Annotated in this window: 19 protein-coding genes and 1 rRNA gene; 14 read left to right on the plus strand and 6 right to left on the minus strand. The window is 74.2% G+C overall.

Annotated elements, in window-relative coordinates; genetic code table 11:
• Nucleotides 1-76 (plus strand): 5S ribosomal RNA (rrf, locus tag ACI791_RS17670); the annotation flags it as partial.
• A gap of 100 nt (nucleotides 77-176) precedes the next feature.
• Here the strand turns inward: rrf and ACI791_RS17675 are convergent.
• Both ACI791_RS17675 and ACI791_RS17680 read right to left on the minus strand, forming a co-directional pair.
• A complete protein-coding gene (locus ACI791_RS17675) occupies nucleotides 177-842 on the minus strand; it encodes a DUF2461 domain-containing protein (protein WP_456587226.1) in 666 nt (221 codons plus the stop codon).
• Nucleotides 839-1402 (minus strand): N-acetyltransferase family protein, encoded by a 564-nt coding sequence (locus tag ACI791_RS17680; protein ID WP_456587227.1) that lies wholly within the window; start codon nucleotides 1400-1402, stop codon nucleotides 839-841. The genes ACI791_RS17675 and ACI791_RS17680 overlap by 4 nt, the downstream gene beginning before the upstream one ends.
• 66 nt (nucleotides 1403-1468) lie before the next feature.
• Between ACI791_RS17680 and ACI791_RS17685 the strand changes: the two genes are divergently transcribed.
• Nucleotides 1469-2683: a winged helix-turn-helix domain-containing protein gene (locus tag ACI791_RS17685; RefSeq protein ID WP_456587228.1), complete on the plus strand. Its 1215-nt coding sequence runs from the start codon at nucleotides 1469-1471 to the stop codon at nucleotides 2681-2683.
• Here ACI791_RS17685 and ACI791_RS17690 read toward each other — a convergent pair.
• Nucleotides 2655-3077, minus strand: a complete 423-nt coding sequence (locus ACI791_RS17690; protein WP_456587229.1) for a DUF1232 domain-containing protein — start codon at nucleotides 3075-3077, stop codon at nucleotides 2655-2657. The two genes, ACI791_RS17685 and ACI791_RS17690, sit on opposite strands and share 29 nt — an antisense overlap.
• An 82-nt stretch (nucleotides 3078-3159) precedes the next feature.
• Here ACI791_RS17690 and thyX point away from each other — a divergent pair, with 82 nt between their 5' ends.
• The 5 genes from thyX to ACI791_RS17715 all read left to right on the plus strand — a co-directional run bounded on the left by thyX (nucleotide 3160) and on the right by ACI791_RS17715 (nucleotide 7890).
• On the plus strand, nucleotides 3160-3900 hold the full coding sequence (gene thyX / locus ACI791_RS17695; RefSeq protein ID WP_456587230.1) for an FAD-dependent thymidylate synthase: 741 nt from the start codon (nucleotides 3160-3162) through the stop codon (nucleotides 3898-3900).
• Between the two features lie 77 nt (nucleotides 3901-3977).
• Nucleotides 3978-4784, plus strand: a complete 807-nt coding sequence (locus tag ACI791_RS17700) for a thymidylate synthase (protein ID WP_456587231.1) — start codon at nucleotides 3978-3980, stop codon at nucleotides 4782-4784.
• Nucleotides 4781-5287 (plus strand): dihydrofolate reductase, encoded by a 507-nt coding sequence (locus ACI791_RS17705; RefSeq protein ID WP_456587232.1) that lies wholly within the window; start codon nucleotides 4781-4783, stop codon nucleotides 5285-5287. The genes ACI791_RS17700 and ACI791_RS17705 overlap by 4 nt, the downstream gene beginning before the upstream one ends.
• A 9-nt stretch (nucleotides 5288-5296) precedes the next feature.
• Complete coding sequence (dapA, locus tag ACI791_RS17710; protein ID WP_456587233.1) at nucleotides 5297-6193, plus strand: 4-hydroxy-tetrahydrodipicolinate synthase; 897 nt, start codon at nucleotides 5297-5299, stop codon at nucleotides 6191-6193.
• Complete coding sequence (locus ACI791_RS17715; protein ID WP_456587234.1) at nucleotides 6190-7890, plus strand: ribonuclease J; 1701 nt, start codon at nucleotides 6190-6192, stop codon at nucleotides 7888-7890. The genes dapA and ACI791_RS17715 overlap by 4 nt, the downstream gene beginning before the upstream one ends.
• 111 nt (nucleotides 7891-8001) lie before the next feature.
• Here the strand turns inward: ACI791_RS17715 and ACI791_RS17720 are convergent, their stop codons facing one another.
• Nucleotides 8002-9939: a prolyl oligopeptidase family serine peptidase gene (locus ACI791_RS17720; protein WP_456587235.1), complete on the minus strand. Its 1938-nt coding sequence runs from the start codon at nucleotides 9937-9939 to the stop codon at nucleotides 8002-8004.
• 89 nt (nucleotides 9940-10028) lie between these two features.
• On the opposite strand from ACI791_RS17720, the gene ACI791_RS17725 reads away from it, so the two are divergent.
• The 6 genes from ACI791_RS17725 (at nucleotide 10029) to ACI791_RS17750 (ending at nucleotide 16308) form a co-directional block, all read left to right on the plus strand.
• On the plus strand, nucleotides 10029-12539 hold the full coding sequence (locus tag ACI791_RS17725; protein ID WP_456587236.1) for a DNA translocase FtsK 4TM domain-containing protein: 2511 nt from the start codon (nucleotides 10029-10031) through the stop codon (nucleotides 12537-12539).
• A gap of 85 nt (nucleotides 12540-12624) precedes the next feature.
• A complete protein-coding gene (locus ACI791_RS17730; RefSeq protein WP_456587237.1) occupies nucleotides 12625-14079 on the plus strand; it encodes a MiaB/RimO family radical SAM methylthiotransferase in 1455 nt (484 codons plus the stop codon).
• 5 nt (nucleotides 14080-14084) lie between these two features.
• Complete coding sequence (pgsA, locus tag ACI791_RS17735) at nucleotides 14085-14750, plus strand: CDP-diacylglycerol--glycerol-3-phosphate 3-phosphatidyltransferase (RefSeq protein WP_456587238.1); 666 nt, start codon at nucleotides 14085-14087, stop codon at nucleotides 14748-14750.
• Nucleotides 14751-14754: 4 nt separating this feature from the next.
• Nucleotides 14755-15294, plus strand: coding sequence for a CinA family protein (locus tag ACI791_RS17740; protein WP_456587239.1), 540 nt, complete (start codon nucleotides 14755-14757; stop codon nucleotides 15292-15294).
• Nucleotides 15295-15400: 106 nt separating this feature from the next.
• Nucleotides 15401-15790, plus strand: a complete 390-nt coding sequence (locus tag ACI791_RS17745) for a helix-turn-helix domain-containing protein (protein ID WP_456587240.1) — start codon at nucleotides 15401-15403, stop codon at nucleotides 15788-15790.
• Between the two features lie 47 nt (nucleotides 15791-15837).
• Complete coding sequence (locus ACI791_RS17750) at nucleotides 15838-16308, plus strand: TetR family transcriptional regulator (RefSeq protein ID WP_456587244.1); 471 nt, start codon at nucleotides 15838-15840, stop codon at nucleotides 16306-16308.
• A 5-nt stretch (nucleotides 16309-16313) separates the two neighbouring features.
• On the opposite strand, the gene ACI791_RS17755 is transcribed toward ACI791_RS17750, so the two are convergent.
• Nucleotides 16314-16802, minus strand: a complete 489-nt coding sequence (locus ACI791_RS17755; protein WP_456587241.1) for a GNAT family N-acetyltransferase — start codon at nucleotides 16800-16802, stop codon at nucleotides 16314-16316.
• On the minus strand, nucleotides 16799-17812 hold the full coding sequence (locus tag ACI791_RS17760) for a PfkB family carbohydrate kinase (RefSeq protein ID WP_456587242.1): 1014 nt from the start codon (nucleotides 17810-17812) through the stop codon (nucleotides 16799-16801). The genes ACI791_RS17755 and ACI791_RS17760 overlap by 4 nt, the downstream gene beginning before the upstream one ends.
• A 124-nt stretch (nucleotides 17813-17936) precedes the next feature.
• Between ACI791_RS17760 and ACI791_RS17765 the strand changes: the two genes are divergently transcribed.
• The gene (locus ACI791_RS17765) at nucleotides 17937-18773 is read left to right on the plus strand and encodes a PspA/IM30 family protein (protein WP_456587243.1); all 837 of its coding nucleotides are present in this window, start codon (nucleotides 17937-17939) and stop codon (nucleotides 18771-18773) included.
• The last annotated feature ends 172 nt before the right edge of the window (nucleotides 18774-18945 follow it).

Raw genomic sequence — 18945 nt, forward strand, 5'->3', positions numbered from 1 at the left:
GAACCCGGAAGCTAAGCCTTTCAGCGCCGATGGTACTGCCCTGGAGACGGGGTGGGAGAGTAGGACGCCGCCGGACAACCATTCCCGAAGGGGCCCCAGCATCCGTGCTGGGGCCCCTTCGTGCGTTGCCCGCTCCCTCGCCGCGGCCGCGCCCGGCCGCAGGCGACGGCGCGCGGTCAGCGGTGCGGACGGGGCTTTTTGGTGGTCGCGCCGACGTTGTGGGCCAGCCAGGCGTTGAGCGTCTCCAGCTCGCGCCAGGACTGCTGTACGCGGTGCAGCGCCTGGCGGGTGTGCAGCCAGTCCACGGGTGTCCACCGGCGGGTGGCATGCAGCGCCTTGTGCTTGAGCAGGTCGACGCGCTCGTCGTGGGAGGAGTAGCCGGCGGGCACGCGGACGAGCCGATCGCCGGCGATCTCCCAGCCCGACGCCGCGAGACGGTCGATCTCCGCCGCAAGCATGGGGCCCTGCACCGGGTCGGCGACGGCCCGCCGGTAGCGGGCGATCTGGTCGGACTCCAGCCGCCAGCACCCGCCCGCGACCATCAGCCCGTCGGCGTCGACCTGCACGTACCAGGCGCCCGCTCCCCGACCCTCCGGGTTCACCACCGCGCCCTGGTGGGTCTTGTAGGGAGTCTTGTCGCGGCTGAACCGCACGTCGCGGTACGGCCGGAACAGCTTCCCCGCGCCGAACTGGGGCGCGAGCTCGTCGACGAGCGCCTGCATCGGGATGCGGATGGAGGTGTCGTAGTCGGCCTTGCGCGTCGTCCAGTAGATCTTCGAATTGTCCGCCTCGAGGCCCTCGTAGAAGACCAGTCCCTCGTCGGGGAAGCCGGCGAAGCTCACGGTCTGCTTCCCTCCTCGTCGCCGAGGACGGTGTACCAGCGCAGTTCCCGCAGCGGTGCGTCTCCGGTGTCCAGCGTCCGCGCCCACCCGTCGGGAGCCCAGCCGGCCGACTCGTAGAAGTCCGCCGAGGCCCGGTCGGACTCCGCCAGCCACACCTCGAGGCGTCGGGCGCCGTCGGCGGACGCCAGGTCGGTGGCGGCGGCGAGCAGCCGGCTGCCGTGCCCGCGCCTGCCCCAACGGGGCTCCACGAGCAGGGTGGTCACCTCCCCCACGCCGGCGCCGACGGCGACCGCGGCGAACCCCACGACGACGTCCTTCTCGACGGCCACCAGCACCCGGTGGGACGTGGAGGGTGGCGACGTGACCGCGGCCTGCCACGAGGCGGCGACGGCCGGCTCGTCCCAGGCGTCGAGGATCTCGGCGGGCAGCACGGCGCGGTAGGCCGTGCGCCAGGTGATGCCCTGGACCCGCGCGATGGCGGCGGCGTCGTCGGGCCGGGCCGCCCGCACCGAGACGTCCGCGGACCCCGTGCGTCGTGGAAAGGGGAGATCCGAGGTCACCCGGGCAGCGTAGGCCGCGCGGGCCGGCTCGGCGGGCTTCGTACCGGGCGGGGAGGATCGGCGGACGTGAGCCCCGTCGAACGGCTGCCGGCCGCGCTGGCCCGGCGCATCGCGCTGGCCGCGCAGGGGTTCGCCGAGCCGCGACCGGCCACACCGGCGGGCACCCGGCAGCTGCGCCGGCTCACCGATCGGCTCGGCGTCGTCCAGATCGACTCGGTGAACGTGCTGTCCCGGTCGCACTACCTGCCTGCCTTCAGCCGGCTGGGCCCCTATCCGCGGGCCGCTCTGGACGCGCTGTCCAACCGGCGCCACGACCTGTTCGAGTACTGGGCGCACGAGGCCTCCTTCCTGCCGGTCCACCTGCACCCCTTCCTGCGCTGGCGCATGGCCGCCGCCGAGCAGGAGGCCTGGGGGTCGATGATCCGGGTCCAGCGTGAGCGGCCGGAGTACGTGGCCTCGCTGCTGGAGCGGGTCCGCACCGACGGCCCGCTCAAGGCAAGCCACCTGCAGGAGGAGCGGCCGAACCGCCCGGGCAGCATGTGGAACTGGCACGCCGGCAAGGCCGCGCTGGAGTACCTCTTCTTCACCGGCGCGCTCACCGCCACCGCGCGGACCGCCGGCTTCGAACGCGTCTACGACCTGCCCGAGCGCGTACTGCCCGCGGAGGTGCTGCACGCCCCCACCCCGGCGCGCGCCGACGCGGTCCGCGAGCTGGTCCGCACCGCTGCCCGGGCGCTGGGTGTGGCGACCGAGACCGATCTGCGTGACTACTTCCGGCTGACCCCCGCCGACGCCCGGGCCGCGATCACCGAGCTGGCCGACGCCGGGGAGCTGCTGCCGGTCGAGGTGGCCGGCTGGGGGCGCCCCGCGTGGCTGCACCCGGCGGCCCGGCGTCCCCGGTGGATCCGGGCGCGTGCCCTGCTCAGCCCGTTCGACTCCTTGGTGTGGGAGCGCCCGAGGGTGGAGCGGATGTTCCGGTTCCGCTACCGGCTGGAGATCTACACGCCCGCGGCGAAGCGGGTGCACGGCTACTACGTGCTGCCATTCCTGCTCGGCGACCGGCTGGTGGCGCGGGTGGACCCGAAGGCGGACCGGCGAACCGGGGTGCTGCGCGTCCAGGCCGCGCACGCCGAGGAGCACGCCGACCCCGGGATCGTGGCGGAGGCGCTCGCCGCCGAGCTGCGCCTCATGGCGGACTGGATGGGCCTCGGCGACGTCGTCGTCGCCGACCGGGGCGACCTCGCGCCGCACCTCACCCGGGCGGTGAGGGCGGAGGGGTGAGGCCGGCCAGCCGTCGGACGACGGCGAGTCCCGCCGCCTGACCGGGCCAGTGCCGCACCAGCGGGTCGTACCCGGCCCGGCGCACCACCGAGCGCAGCGCCCACGCCGTCACGACCACGTCGTCGGCGTAGCCGAGCACCGGGACGACGTCGGGCACCAGGTCCACCGGCGACAGCAGGTAGGCGAGCAGCAGCCACAGGCGCACGCGCACCGCGCGGGGGAGCGACCGGTCGGCCGCGAGGCGGCGCACCAGCCGCAGGAGGTCGGGCAGCAGGCGCAGCGAGTCACGCACGGTCAGCCCGTCCGGGCGGTCGCGCCACAGCAGGGCCAGCGTCAGCAACCAGAGCAGCAGGAGACCACCGGCGACGGTGAACAGCACGCGCAGCCAGTCCACGCGGCCCAGTCTGCCGGGCGGCCGGTCCGGCGGCGGGAGACGGACCGGAGGCCGCCGTACGCTCCCAAGCGTGCCCCCGGTAGTGCCGCTCCGAGTCCAGGTCATCGCGCAGACGCAGTTCGTCCCCCCGGCGGACGTGCCCTGGGAGACCGACGCCGACGGCGGCCAGGCGCTCGCCGAGTTCGCCGGCCGGGCCTGCTACGAGTCGTGGGGAAAGCCCAACCCGGCGACGGCGACCAACGCCGGCTACCTGCGGCACATCCTCGAGGTCGGGCACCTGGCGGTGCTCGAGCACGGCACGGTGAGCATGTACCTGTCCGGCGTCTCCCGGTCGCTCACCCACGAGCTGGTCCGCCACCGGCACTTCTCCTACAGCCAGCTGTCCCAGCGCCACGTGCCGGAGCGCGACGCCGCCGTCGTCGAGCCGGCCGTCATCGCCGAGGACCCGGAGTTGCACGCCCGGTTCGTCTCGGCGACCGACGCCGCCCGCGCCGCCTACGACGACCTGCTGCAGGGCCTGGCGGAGCGCCTCGCCGACGTCCCCCACACGACCCTGCGTCGCAGGCAGGCGCTCCAGGCCGCGCGCTCGGTGCTTCCCAACGGGACCGAGACGCGGATCGTCGTCACCGGGAACTACCGCGCGTGGCGCCACTTCGTCGCCATGCGGGCCAGCGAGCACGCCGACGTCGAGCTCCGCGAGCTCGCGGTCGCCTGCCTGCGCGAGCTGCACCGGATCGCGCCCAACGTGTTCGGCGACTTCCGGATCAGCACGCTGGCCGACGGCACCGAGGTCGCCGCCAGCCCGTTCGTCACCGAGGGCTGAGCGCCTCGGCCGCACCTCTGGCACCGGCCGTCGCGGGGCTTCCGGAACGGTCCCCGGTCCGCCGTACCCTCGGGTCCGTGGCAGCTCCGATCGACACGCAGTACGAGGACCTCCTCCGGCGCATCCTGGAGCAGGGGACGCCCAAGGACGACCGGACGGGCACCGGCACCGTCAGCCTCTTCGGCGAGCGGCTCCGGTACGACCTGTCGGAGACCTTCCCCCTGGTGACGACGAAGAAGGTCCACTTCAAGTCGATCGCCGTCGAGCTGCTGTGGTTCCTGCGCGGGGACAGCAACGTCGGCTGGCTGCGGGAGAACGGCGTCACGATCTGGGACGAGTGGGCGTCCCCGGAGGGCGAGCTCGGCCCGGTGTACGGCGTGCAGTGGCGGTCCTGGCCGACGCCCGACGGCGGGCACGTCGACCAGATCGCGCAGCTGCTGGACACGCTGCGCACCGACCCCGACAGCCGCCGCATGATCGTCTCGGCCTGGAACGTCGCCGCCCTGCCCGACATGGCGCTGGCGCCCTGCCACGCCTTCTTCCAGTTCTACGTGGCCGACGGCAAGCTCTCCTGCCAGCTCTACCAGCGCAGCGCCGACATGTTCCTCGGCGTGCCGTTCAACATCGCCAGCTACGCCCTCCTCACCCGGATGATCGCCGCCCAGGTGGGGCTGGCGCCCGGCGACTTCGTCTGGGTGGGCGGCGACTGCCACATCTACAACAACCACGTCGCGCAGGTGACCGAGCAGCTCTCCCGCGAGGTGCTGCCCTTCCCGGCGCTGGACCTGGCCGCGGCCCCCTCGCTGTTCGACTACACCTACGAGCATTTCTCGGTGCGCGACTACCGACACCACCCCGTGATCCGGGCAGCCGTGGCGGTGTGAGCGTCTCGCTCATCTGGGCGCAGGCCCGCGACGGGGTGATCGGGGCCGACGGCGGCCTGCCGTGGCACCTGCCCGAGGACCTCGCGCTGTTCCGGCAGCTGACGACGGGCTCGACCGTCGTGATGGGCCGGCGCACCTGGGAGTCGCTGCCCGAGCGCTTCCGCCCGCTGCCGGGCCGGCGCAACGTCGTCCTGACGTCGGACCCGGCGTGGTCGGCCGACGGGGCGTACCGTGCTGCGTCGGTGGAGGCGGTCCTCGCCGAACACCACCCGTGCTGGGTGATCGGCGGGGGAGAGGTCTACGCCGCCTTCCTGCCGCACGCCGACCGGCTGGTGATCACCGACGTCGACGTCCACGTCGCGGGCGACACCTGGGCGCCGGCGCCCGGGCCCAGGTGGCGCCGCGTGTCGCGGGCGCCGGTCGAGGGGTGGACGACGTCGTCGTCCGGGCTGCGGTTCGCGGTGTCGGAGTACGTGAGGGAATCAGTTCCCTCCGCTGGGTAGATTCTCCTCATGACCACCGACCCCGCCCGGCCGTTCGGGCGCCTCCTCACGGCGATGGTCACCCCGCTGGCCGAGGACGGGTCGATCGACCTGGCCGGAGCCCAGGAGCTGGCCGCGCACCTGGTCGACCGGGGTGGCAACGACGGGCTGGTCGTGTTCGGTACGACGGGTGAGTCGCCGACGATCAGCGACGCCGAGCAGCGCGCCGTCCTCGAGGTGGTGCTGGACGCCGTCGGCGACCGCGCCACGGTCGTCGCCGGCGTCGGGACCTACGACACCGCCCACTCGATCGACAAGGCCCGGGCGGCGGCCGAGCTCGGCGTCCACGGCCTCCTGGTCGTGACGCCGTACTACAGCCGGCCTCCGCAGGCCGGCCTGCTCCGCCACTTCACCTCGGTGGCCGACAGCACCGACCTCCCGGTGATGCTCTACGACATCCCGGTGCGCACCGGCACGCCCATCGAGGTGGAGACCCTGGTGCGCGCGGCGGAGCACCCGCGGATCGTCGCGGTGAAGGACGCCAAGGCCGACCTCGGCGCCATGGCCTGGACGATGGCCCGTACCGACCTCGCCTACTACAGCGGCGAGGACATGCTGAACCTGCCGATCCTCGCGCTGGGCGGCGTCGGCATGGTGAGCGTCGTCAGCCACGTGGTCGGCCCCCGCCTGGTCGAGCTGATCGCCGCTGTCGAGGGCGGGGACCTGGTGAAGGCCCGCGAGATCAACGACAGCCTGCTGCCGGTCTACACCGGTATCTTCCGCACCCAGGGCGTCATCACGGTGAAGGCCGCGCTCAACGCGCTCGGCCTGCCGGCCGGACCGGTCCGGCCACCGCTGGTCGACGCCACCCCCGAACAGTTCGCGCAGCTGCGCGACGACCTCGCCGCTGGAGGCGTAACCCTGTGAGTGGTCAGGTCACCCAACCGCACCTCGATCTCAAGGCCCCCCCGCCGCTGCCCGAGGGCGGGCTGCGCGTGATGGCCCTCGGCGGGCTCGGCGAGATCGGCCGCAACATGGCCGTGCTCGAGTTCGACGGAAAGCTGCTGGTCATCGACTGCGGCGTCCTCTTCCCGGAGGCCGAGCAGCCGGGGGTCGACCTCATCCTGCCCGATTTCGGTGTCATCGAGCACCGGCTCGACGACATCGTCGCCGTCGTCCTCACCCACGGGCACGAGGACCACATCGGGGCCATCCCCTACCTGCTGCGGCTGCGCGAGGACATCCCGCTGGTCGGCTCGCGGTTCACCCTCGCGCTGGTCGCGGCCAAGCTCCGCGAACACCGGCTGGACGCGACCCTGGTCGAGGTCGCCGCCGGCGACGACCACCTGGCGGGGCCGTTCCACTGCGAGTTCATCTCGGTGAACCACTCGATCCCCGACGCGCTCGCCGTCGCCGTGAACACCCCGGCGGGCCTGCTGGTGCACACCGGCGACTTCAAGATGGACCAGCTGCCCCTGGACGGTGTGCTCACCGATCTGGGGGCGTTCGCCCGGCTGGGCGTCGAGGGCATCGACCTGCTGCTGGCCGACTCCACCAACGCCGAGGTGCCCGGCTTCGTCACGCCCGAGCGCAGCATCGGTCCGGTGCTCGACGACGTCTTCGCCCGCGCCTCGCAGCGACTGATCGTCTCCAGCTTCGCCAGCCACGTGCACCGGATCCAGCAGGTGCTCGACTGCGCGGACAAGCACGGCCGCAAGGTGGCGCTGGTGGGCCGCTCGATGGTCCGCAACATGGGCGTGGCCCGCGACCTGGGATTGCTGCGGGTGGCACCCGGCCTCATGGTCTCCCTGGACGACGCGGCGAAGATGCCGCCCGAGCAGGTCGTCCTGGTCAGCACCGGCTCGCAGGGCGAGCCGCTCTCCGCGCTGGGTCGCATGGCCCGCGGCGACCACCACCAGGTGACCATCGAGGCCGGTGACACCGTCGTCCTCGCCTCCTCCCTGGTGCCGGGCAACGAGACCGCCGTCTACAAGGTCATCAACGGCCTGGCGCGGCTCGGTGCCACGGTCGTGCACAAGGAGACCGCCCGCGTGCACGTCTCCGGGCACGCCCCGGCCGGCGAGCTGCGCACGCTGCTCAACGTCGCCAAGCCGCACTACCTGATGCCGGTGCACGGCGAGTGGCGGCACCTGCGGGCGCACGCCAAGCTCGCCGAGGAGACGGGCATGAGCACCGACCGCATCCTCCTGGCCGAGGACGGCGTGGTCGTGGACCTCGTCGACGGCAAGGCCTCGATCGTCGGGTCGGTGCCGATCGGTGACGTCTACGTCGACGGGCTCAACGTCGGCGACGTCGGCGAGGAGTCGCTGCAGGCCCGCCGCATCCTCGGCGACGAGGGCTTCGTGTCGCTGACCGTGGTGATCGAGCCGTCCACCAGGACGATCGTGCGGCCGGTCCACCTGTCCACCAAGGGCTTCTCCGACGACCCGTCGGCCTTCGACGAGGTGCTGGCGCTGGTCGAGGACAACCTCAAGCGGGCGCTGGCCGACGACGGCGTCGACGCACACCGGCTGTCCCAGATCATCCGGCGCACCGTCGGCAAGTGGGTGTCGGACAAGCACCGCCGCCGCCCGATGATCATCCCGACGGTGCTCGAGGTCTGACGGCTCCGAGCGGCTCGCCGACCACGGGCCATGTGCCTCGAGGGCGCACGGGAGATGCGCCTCGAGGGCGCGTTCTGAACACCGGAACGCACCCTCGAGGCACACTGCCCCCTACCGGATGAGCTCGATCGGCGTGATCCCCTCGTCCTCCGGCAGGTCGAAGCCCCACACCTGGGCGTAGAAGGACAGCTCGCCGTCCAGGGCCGCCCTAATGTTCTCCGCCTTGCGGAAGCCGTGCTGCTCACCCGCGAAGAGCAGGTAGGCGTGCGGCACGCCGTTCGCCCGCAGGGCCGCCACGATGGCCTCCGCCTGCGACGGCGGTACGACGGCGTCCTCATCGCCCTGGAAGACCGCCAGCGGGGTGTCGAGGGTGTCGACGTGGTTGACCGGCGACCGCTCGGCGTAGACGGCGGCGCCCTCGGGCCAGGGTGCGATCAGTCCGTCGAGGTAGCGGGACTCGAACTTGTGCGTCTCGGCCGCGAGCGCGGCGAGGTCGGCGACTCCGAAGTGGCTGGCGCCGGCGGTGAAGACGCCGGGGCGCATGGCCAGGGCGGCGAGGGTGGTGTACCCGCCGGCCGAGCCGCCGCGGATCGCCATGCGGGCCGGGTCGACCCGGCCGGCGTCGGCGAGGGAGCGGGCGCAGGCGACCACGTCGTCGAGGTCGACCACGCCCCACCGCCCCTGCAGGGCGTCGCGGTAGCGGCGGCCGTAGCCGGTGGAGCCGCGGTAGTCGACGTGCGCGACGCAGAACCCGCGGGCGGTGAAGTACTGGATCTCCAGGTTCAGCACGCGGCTGTGGCTGGACGTCGGCCCGCCGTGGACCATGACCACCAGCGGTGGCAGCTCCCCGTCGGGGGCGGTCGCCTCGGGGTTCGTCGGCGGGTAGACGACGGCGTGCGCCACCGGGATGCCGGTGCCGTCGTCGGGCGTCGCGAAGGTGCGGAACTCGGGCCGGGCGAACCACGCCGGGTCCAGCCCGAGGTCGCGCGCGGGGCGCAGCACCTCGGCGTCGCCGCCGTCGGTGGGGGCGCGCAGCACCACCGGCTCGGCCGCCGGTCCGCCGGCCGCGCACACGACCGACGTGCCCTGCGCCCGGAGGTACGCGAACGAGGCGTAGGGGACGTCCAGCTCGCGTGGCGCGCCGTCGGCGGCGAGGACGGCGAGCCGGTCGACCCCGTCCCGGCCGTAGGCCAGGACGATCCGCCCGTCGTCGAGCAGGGCGAACCGGCTGGCGCCGAACCGCCACTGCGGGCCCGCGATGTCGGTGCCCACGTCGAGGACCAGCTCGGTGTCGCCCTTCGGACGCCACCGGTACAGCGACCAGACATCGGTGCGGTCGCAGAGAAACCACAAGGAGCCGTCGGGCGCCCACACCGGCTGGACCACGGACTCTCCCGGGCCGCCGGCGACGACCGTCTCGGCGCCGGTGGCGTCGCGGACCACCAGTTGCGCGGCGTCCCAGGGCATGGCGGGGTGGTCCCACTGCAGCCAGGCCAGCGCGGACCCGTCGGGGGAGCGGCGCGGGTCGGAGACGAAGTCCGGCCCGGAGACCAGCACCTCGGTGTCGCCGTCCGCCGCGATCCGGACGATCTCGTTGACGACGTCGGCCGCGGCGCCCGACGCGGCATGCGTCTCCCGGACCGCGAGCAGCCCCGCGGGCCCGGCCTCCAGGTCCGCGTACCGGACCCCGGCGGGCAGCGCCGGCTCCGGGGCGACGGCGACGGGGGCGTCCGCCCCTGCGTCCAGTCGGTACAGCCGCTGGTCCGAGAAGTGGGTGAACCAGAGCGTGCCGCCCGAGACGGTCCAGGCACCCCCGCCGTACTCGTGCACCCGGGTGCGCGCGTTCCAGGGGGCGGGCAGCGCGTCGGCCACCGTGCCGTCGCCGGACCGCCGCACGATCACCGACCGGCCGCCCTCGTCGGGCCGCGCCTCGGACCACCAGACGTCGTCGCCGTCGACGAGGACCTCGCCCAGGGCTGCCGCGGTGCGGACCACCAGCTCGGAGGTGATGGGGGTGGGCCAGCTGCCGAAGGGGAGCGGGGTGCTCATGCCTGTGACGTTATGAGATGGGCCGCGGGCGCGGGACACGACGCCCGGCCTGCCCGGCCGGGACCGTCCTCGGGATTACGGTCTGACGCATGCCTGCCCGCACCACGTCGAACCGTCGGCCGGCCGCGACCCGCAGCCGATCGGGTTCGACGGCGGCGGCGAGCAAGAAGGGGCCCGCCACCAAGCGGGCTCCCAACCGGCGCCCGCCGGCCAAGAAGAAGCCGTCGTCGGGTCCCTCGCTGTGGCGGATCGCCAGCGGCGGCTGGAACCTGCTGGCCCGCGGCGCCGGCGGGCTCGCCCGCTCGGTCGCCCGGCCCGAGGAGGCCGAGCCGCTCGCGCCGGAGCACCGGCGCGACGGGGTCGGGCTGGCGGTGCTCGGCCTCGCGATCGTGCTGGGGGCCGCCGCCTGGGGCAACGGGATCGGACCGGTCGGTGCCGGGCTGACCGACGCGGTGCGCTGGGTCATCGGCTCCCTGGTCATGGCGCTGCCCGTCGTCCTGTTCTTCGCGGCCCTGCGACTGCTGCGCCGCGGGCCCCGCCCCGAAGCGCGTGGCCGCCTGGTCATCGGCTGGTTGTGCACGGTCGCCTCCGTGCTCGGCATCGCGCACATCGTCGGCACGCCGGCCGATCCGCAGGCCGGCCGGCCCGGCTCCGGGGGACTCGTCGGCTGGGCCGTCGGCACGCCACTGACCGCCGGGGTGGGCGCGGTGGTCACCGTCGTCCTGCTCGTGCTGCTGGCCTTCTTCGGGCTGCTGGTCATCACCGCCACGCCGGTGCACCAGATCCCCGAGCGGCTGCGGGAGTTCACCGACCGGCTGCTCGGCCGCGACGAGTACGACGAGGACGGGTACGGCGACCACGACGACGAGGAGCCCGAGGAGGCGCCGGTCAGCCGCCGGTCGCGCCGGCGCTCCGTGTCCGAGGACCTGCTCACCACCGGCCCGATCGACCACGCCGCGTACGCCGACGCCCCCGAGGCCACCCGCACCACCGACCCGGAGCACACCGTGCTGGCGCCCCCGCCGCCGGTGCCGGCCGCGCGGCCGTCGGTCGTCGACCGCACCTCCCCGCCGGAGGAGCTCCCGCCGATCACCGAGCCGGAGCAGCTGTCGATCCAGCCGGTCGAGGGCGACTACGTGCTGCCGGCGCTGTCGACCCTGCGTCCCGGCGACCCGCCGCGCGCCCGCTCGAAGGCCAACGACGTCGCGATCGCCGCGATCAGCGGTGTCCTGGAGCAGTTCAGCATCGACGCCGCCGTCACGGGCTTCACCCGTGGCCCGACGGTCACCCGCTACGAGGTCGAGCTCGGGCAGGGCGTGAAGGTCGAGAAGATCACCGCGCTGACCCGCAACATGGCCTACGCGGTGGCCAACGACAACATCCGCATCCTGGCGCCGATCCCCGGCAAGTCCGCCGTCGGCATCGAGGTGCCCAACACCGACCGCGAGAAGGTCAGCCTCGGCGACGTGCTGCGCTCGCAGGCGGCCAAGCAGGACCCGCACCCGATGCTGGTCGGCCTCGGCAAGGACATCGAGGGCGGGTTCGTCTGCGCCAACCTGGCGAAGATGCCGCACCTGCTGGTCGCCGGTGCCACCGGTGCCGGCAAGTCCAGCTGCGTCAACTCGATCCTGACCTCGCTGCTGCTGCGGGCGACGCCGGACCAGCTCCGGATGATCCTGGTCGACCCGAAGATGGTCGAGCTGACGCCCTATGACGGCATCCCGCACCTGATCACGCCGATCATCACCGACCCCAAGAAGGCCGCCACCGCGCTGGCCTGGCTGGTCGAGGAGATGGAGCAGCGTTACCAGGACATGAAGTCCACCGGCGTCCGGCACATCGACGACTTCAACCGCAAGGTCGAGAAGGGTGAGATCACCGCGCCGCCCGGCAGCGAGCGGGTCTACCGGCCCTACCCGTACATCCTCGCGATCGTCGACGAGCTCGCCGATCTGATGATGGTCGCGCCGCGGGACGTCGAGGAGCACATCGTCCGGATCACCCAGAAGGCCCGTGCCGCCGGCATCCACCTGATCCTGGCCACGCAGCGCCCCTCGGTCGACGTCGTCACCGGCCTGATCAAGGCGAATGTGCCGTCGCGGCTGGCCTTCTCGACCTCCAGCCTCACCGACAGCCGGGTCATCCTCGACCAGCCGGGCGCGGAGAAGCTCATCGGCATGGGTGACGCCCTGTTCATGCCCATCGGCGCCGGCAAGCCGATGCGCGTCCAGGGCGCCTTCGTCACCGACGCCGAGATCGAGGCCGTCGTCGAGTTCACCAAGCGGCAGGCCGAGCCGGAGTACCGCGAGGAGGTCTTCTCCGCGGGCAGCGCCGGTGAGAAGAAGGAGATCGACGAGGACATCGGCGGTGACCTGGACCTGCTGGTGCAGGCGGTCGAGCTGATCGTCACCAGCCAGTTCGGGTCGACGTCGATGCTGCAGCGCAAGCTGCGGGTCGGGTTCGCGAAGGCCGGGCGGCTCATGGATCTCATGGAGAGCCGAGGCATCGTCGGCCCCTCCGAGGGCTCCAAGGCCCGCGACGTCCTGGTCAAGCCCGACGAGCTCGAGGCCACGCTGTTCACCCTGCGCGGCGGAACGTGACGATCTGGAACGGCCCTCGTGCAGGGTCCCGGCCCGAGCGTGCGAGGGTCGGGGGGCACGAGGGTCCTTCGCCTACGATGGCCGGGTGACAGCCGCGCCCAGCCCTGCCCGGACCGTGGCCGTGGTGACGCTCGGCTGCGCACGCAACGAGGTCGACTCGGAGGAGCTGGCCGGCCGGCTGGCCGCGGAGGGCTACCAGCTCGTCGAGGACGCCGAAGGTGCCGACGCGGTCCTGGTCAACACCTGCGGGTTCATCGAGACCGCCAAGAAGGACTCCGTCGACGCGATCCTCGCCGCGACCGACTCCGGTGCCTCCGTGGTCGCCGTCGGCTGCATGGCCGAGCGCTACGGCTCCGAGCTCGCCGGTGCACTGCCGGAGGCCACCGTGCTGGGCTTCGACGACTACTCGGCGATCGGGGACCGTCTCGACGACGTCCTCGCCGGCCGTCCCCTCGCGCCGCACACCCCGCGCGACCGCCGCACGCTGCTGCCGATCAGCCCGGTCGAGCGGTCGGCGGTCCTCGCCGGCGCAGGCGGCCGGGTGGACGACGCCGCGCCGGCTCTCCCCGGGCACGACTGGCTGCGCCGCCGCCGGCTCGCCTCGGGTCCGTCCGCGGCGCTGAAGCTCGCATCGGGCTGCGACCGGCGCTGCGCGTTCTGCGCGATCCCGACCTTCCGCGGCGCGTTCGTCTCGCGTCCGCCCGCCGAGGTGCTCTCCGGGGCGCACTGGCTGGCCTCCCAGGGCGTCACCGAGCTGGTGCTGGTCAGCGAGAACTCGACGTCCTACGGCAAGGACCTCGGCGACCTGCGGTCGCTGGAGAAGCTGTTGCCCCAGCTGGCGGCGGTCGAGGGCATCGTCCGGGTGCGGGTGGCCTACCTGCAGCCGGCCGAGCTGCGCCCGGGTCTGCTGGAGGTGATCGCCGACACCGGCGGCGTCGCGCCGTACTTCGACCTGTCGTTCCAGCACTCCTCGCCAACCCTGCTGCGGCGCATGCGCCGGTTCGGTGGCACCGACGACTTCCTGCGCACCATCGAGCGGGCCCGTAGCCTGGCGCCCGGCGCCGGTTTCCGCACCAACGTCATCCTCGGCTTCCCGGGGGAGACCGAGGAGGACGTCGCGGAGCTCGAGCGCTTCCTCACCGAGGGCCGCCTCGACGCGGTCGGTGTGTTCGGCTACTCCGACGAGGAGGGCACCGAGGCGATGCGGCTGGACGGAAAGCTGGACCAGGCCGAGATCGGCGCACGCGTCCGGCGGATCACCGACCTGGTCGAGGAGCTGACGGCCCAGCGCGCCGAGGACCGGATCGGCGAGCAGGTCGAGGTGCTGCTCACCGAGGACCTCTCCGCCACCGACGGCCCCGGCGCCTGGCGCGGGCACGCCGGCCACCAGGATCCGGACGCCGACGGCACCACCACGGTGACCGACGTGCCGGACGGTGCGGTCGCCGGGCAGCTGGTGACCGCCGAGGTGGTCGGCACCGAGGGCGTCGACCTGGTCGCCGGCGTCCCCGCGGCCGCCGTCCCCGCGGCCGGGCGGTGACCCAGGTGACCGACGCCGCCCCCGACCCGGCAGCCACGACTCCGCGGTCGGTGCGCCTGGTCAACCTGCCCAATGCCCTCACGGTGCTGCGGCTGGCGGTCGTCCCCGTCTTCGCCGTCCTGCTGCTGCGGGACGACAGCCTCGACGACACCAGCCGCTACTGGGCGACGCTGGTCTTCGGTCTGGCGATCCTCACCGACCGCTACGACGGGATGATCGCCCGGCGGACCGGTCAGGTCACCGAGTTCGGCACGCTCGCCGACCCCATCGCGGACAAGGCGCTCACCGGCACCGCGCTCATCGGGCTGTCGGTGCTGGCGCTGCTGCCGTGGTGGGTGACGGCGGTGATCCTGGTGCGCGAGGTGGGGGTGACCCTGCTGCGGCTCTGGGTCATCCGGCACGGCGTCATCGCGGCCAGCCGGGGCGGCAAGGCCAAGACCGTGCTCCAGTCGCTGGCGATCGCGTTGTACATCCTGCCGCTGACCGGGGCCCTGGCCACCACCCGCTGGTGGGTGATGGCCGCCGCCGTGGTGCTGACCGTGCTCACCGGGCTGGATTACGTCTACCGGGCGGTCACCCTCCGCCAGACCAGCGCCCGCGCCATGCGTGCCGCCACCGCGCGACGGGCGGCGGGGCCGAGCACCGGCACCCGTACCGACACCGCCGCCTGAACCGATGGGCACGCCGGCCGACCGGACCGCGCTGGAATCGCTCGCGGCCGAGGTGCACCGGGCGCTGCTGACGCGCGGGGTGACCGTCGCCGCGGCGGAGTCGCTCACCGCCGGCCTGTTCTGCGCCACCCTCGCCTCGGTCCCGGGCGCGAGCGCCACGCTGCGCGGGGGAGCCGTCGTCTACGCCACCGACCTCAAGACCGCCCTCGCCGGGGTGCCGGCCGACCTGCTGGCCGCGCACGGGCCGGTCAGCCGGCAGACGGCCGCCGCGCTCGCCGAGGGCATCCGCGAGCGGTGCGCGGCCGGCTGGGGCGTCGGCCTCACCGGCGTCGCCGGCCCCGACCCGGTGGACGGGCACCGCCCGGGGCGGGTCTACCTGGGGCTCAGCGACGGCGCGCGCACCGACGTGGCCGAGCTCGACCTACCCGGGGACCGCGCGGCCGTGCGCGGCGCCGCGGTCGCCACCGCGTTCGCCGCCCTGCTGGACCGGCTGCGCGACCCGACCAGCGGGAACGACACCCCGGCAGCGGGCGTTACGCCATGAGCGGACTCGGCCCCGTCGGTGGGCTGACGGCGCACGCGCCGCGTACCGTGAGCGCACGGTGCCTGACGGCACCGCCGCTTCCCCGCTCGCAGGACAGGAGACGGCCATGATGCTGCTGCGCACCCAGCTCGGGAACACGCTGCGCGGCCACCGGCTGCGTCAGCACCGCACGTTGCGCGACGTCTCCGGTGCCGCCCGGGTCAGCCTGGGCTACCTCTCCGAGGTGGAGCGGGGGCAGAAGGAGGCCTCCTCCGAGCTGCTCGCCTCCATCTGCGAGGCCCTCGAGGTGGAGCTGGCCGACCTGCTCGCCGAGGTGAGCCTCGAGCTGCGCGGCGCGGCCGCCGGCGGTGGGATCCACCCGATCGCCGCCTCCGGCGAGGTCGCCGCCGTCCCCGCGCAGGCCGACGCTGCCGCCGAGCCCGCGCTGGCGCTCGTCGGCGCCACGCAGCAGGGCCGCACCGCCCGGCGGCGCGACGCCGTCTCGCTGGCCGCCTGACCACCGGCGGGCGCACCCGGGGCGTCGTCAACCGCACCCGGGCGGGGCTGCTCGACGGTGCCGCCCGCGCCTTCGCCGACCACGGTCCCCGCCGCAGCACCATGCAGTCGGTGGCCGCCGCCGCGGGGGTCGCCAGGGCCACGCTCTACAACCACTTCCGGACCAAGGACGAGGTGGCGCGTGCCCTGCTGGGCGCCGAGCTGCAGCGGCTCACCGACCTGGCGGAAGCCCTCCCCGTTCCCGTGGCCCTCGCCGCGCTCGCCGACGAGCTCGCCACCCACCCGGTGCTGCGCCGGATGGCGGAGACCGAGCCGGAGGGCCTGGTCGCGCTGCTGACCGCCGACGCCAGCGGCTGGGCGGAGCTCAGCGGGCGGCTGGCCGCCGCGCTGCACATCGATGGCGACGGCGCGGAACTGGCTGCCCGGTGGCTGCTGGGCGTGGTGCTCCAGCCCGGGCCGACGACGCAGCGGCGGCGGCACGCCCTGCTCGTGGCGCAGCTCCTGCAGCCCGCGGGCTGAACCGCTCAGCGCACGGGAAGGCCGCGGGTGAAGACCACCCGGTCGTCGCCGGGCCCGCCGTGCCCCGGGGACGGAGCTGTGGTGGCTCCGAGACGCGCGGCCAGCGCGGCGGCGCCCGCGTCACCGGGAAGGGCCACGGCCTGCACGGCCCGCGCCCCGACGCCGGCGGCGAGGTCGGTGAACCGCTGGAGCAGCCGGGTCGCGACGCCGCTGGCCCGCCGTCCGGGGTGCACGGCCACGGCCTGGACGACGGCGAGCCGGTCGGCGCTCACCACGCCCAGCAGGTAGCCGGCGTCCTCGTCCTCAGGCGTGAGCGCGGCGGCGCCGAAGCCGCCGAGCTGGTGGAAGAACACCGGGTCGTGCAGGGCCACCACCGCGTCGTCGGCCAGCGGGGACCCGGCCCAGAACTCGGCGCGGCGGGCCAGCAGCCGGCCGCGCAGCGCCCCGGCGGAAAGCTCCTCGAAGCCGACCAGCCGGAGACCGTCGCCGGTCACCGGCGGTCCCGGGCGGCGGCCAGCTCCTCCCGCGTCGGGGGATCGGCGCCCACGCGGGTGCAGTTCAGCGCCGCGACCAGCGCCGCGTCGTCGACCAGGGCCAGCAGCTCCTGGTCGGGCAGCTCCGCCAGCGAACGACGGGTGGTGGTGCCGGTGGCGAGCAGTCCGGTGAGCAGGCCGGCCGCCAGCGAGTCGCCTGCGCCGACGGTGTCGACGACGTCGACGCGCGGGCTCTCCCGGTGGAGCACCGGCCGGCCGGGGCGCGCGATCCGCAGCGGTGCGCCGCCGTCGGTCAGGACGACGAGGGCCGGGCCCCGCTGCCCCCAGCGGTGTGCCGCGTCGTCGAGGTCCGTGGTCTCCGGCTCCAGCCAGGCGAGATCCTCGGCGCTGACCTTCACCACGTCCGCACGGGACACCAGCTCGTCCAACCGCCGGATGACCGACGGCCGGTCGTTGCCGAGACTGCCGCCGACCGGGCCCTCGGCCAGCATCGGCCGGATGTTCGGGTCGACGCTGATCAGCGCCTCGCCCGAGAGCCGCTCGACCAACCGGGCGATGGCGCCGCTGCCGGGCTCGGTCCAACTGGAGATCGAGCCCACGTGCAGGGCGCCCACCCAACCGGGGAGGGCTCGCGCCAGCTCGTCGTCGGTCCACTGCCAGTCCGCGGCGCCCAGCACGTGGAAGCCGTAGTCGGGGGAGCCGTCGCCACCCAGGCCGACGACCGCCAGGCTCACCGGCTCCACGGCCTCGACGAAGCCTGCGGTGTCCACGCCGGACAGCTCGGCGTGCCGGCGCAGGTGCCCGGCCAGCGGCCCGGTCCCCAGCCGGGCCAGCAGCCGGACCGGGGCGCCGAGCCGGCCGGCGGCGACGGCGACGTTGAGGGCGTTGCCGCCGGGCCGGGCGACGTAGTGCGGCGCGGTGCCCTCCGGGCCCGCGTCGGTTTCGGGAACGGGCAGCAGGTCGACGACCAGCTCACCGAGGACGCAGAGGATCGGACCGGCGGGCTGCACGCCGGAAACCCTAGCCGCGCCGCCCGGTGCCGCGCCCGCGTTGGCTCCCGACGGTGATCACCTGGGACGATGCTGGGTGACGAGCATCGCCGGGCCGGCTTCCACGCCGGAGCAGGAGGACCCCATGCCCAATCCGTTCGTGAAGCTGTGGAAGTACCTCACCGCGTCGGCCAACGCCCAGATCGACCAGCGGGCGGACCCGAAGATCCAGATCGCGCAGGCCATCGAGGCCGAGCAGCAGCGCCACCAGTCGCTGGCCAACCAGGCTGCCGCCGTCCTGGGCAACCAGCGGCAGCTGGAGATGCGGCTCAACCGGCAGCTGTCCGAGGTGGAGAAGCTTCAGGCCTCCGCCCGTCAGGCCCTGGTCCTCGCCGACCAGACGCGGGGCAAGGGGGACGCGGCCAAGGCCGCCGAGTACGAGCAGGCCGCCCAGGCGTTCGCCACCCAGCTGGTGGCGGCCGAGCAGTCGATGGAGGACCTCAAGCGCAGCCACGACGAGGCACTGCAGGCCGCCGAGCAGGCCCGTGGCGCCGTGGAGCAGTCCCGCATGCGGCTGCAGACGACGCTGGCCGAGCGGACCAAGCTGATGAGCCAGCTCGAGCAGGCCAAGATGCAGGAGCACGTCGCCGACTCCCTGCGCCAGGTCAACGAGCTCTCCGCGCCGGGCAACACGCCGTCGTTGTCGGAGGTCCGCGACAAGATCGAGGCCCGGTACGCCAACGCGCTCGGTCAGGCCGAACTGGCGCAGACCTCCGTGGAGGGCCGGATGCTCGAGGTGCAGAAGGCGACGCTCGACGTCGCCGGCGCTTCCCGCCTGGACCAGATCCGCGCCTCCTTGGGCGGGAACGCACCGGCCGTCGAGGGCACGTCCGCCGCCGGCGCGATCGAGCAGGGCACGTCTGTTCCCGACTCGGTCGAGCAGCGCCAGGACCAGTCGGCCGACCGGCCCCAGGCGCAGTAGCAGGAGGCCCGTCCCCCCGCGGGCTCCCGCCGAGCCGCTGAGCGAGGGCGGGGGGGGGGGGGGGGGGGGGGGGGGGGGGGGGGGGGGGGGGGGGGGGGGGGGGGGGGGGGGGGGGGGGGGGGGGGGGGGGGGGGGGGGGGGGGGGGGGGGGGGGGGGGGGGGGGGGGGGGGG

It is taken from the genome of Blastococcus sp. SYSU DS0973 (assembly GCF_054051055.1).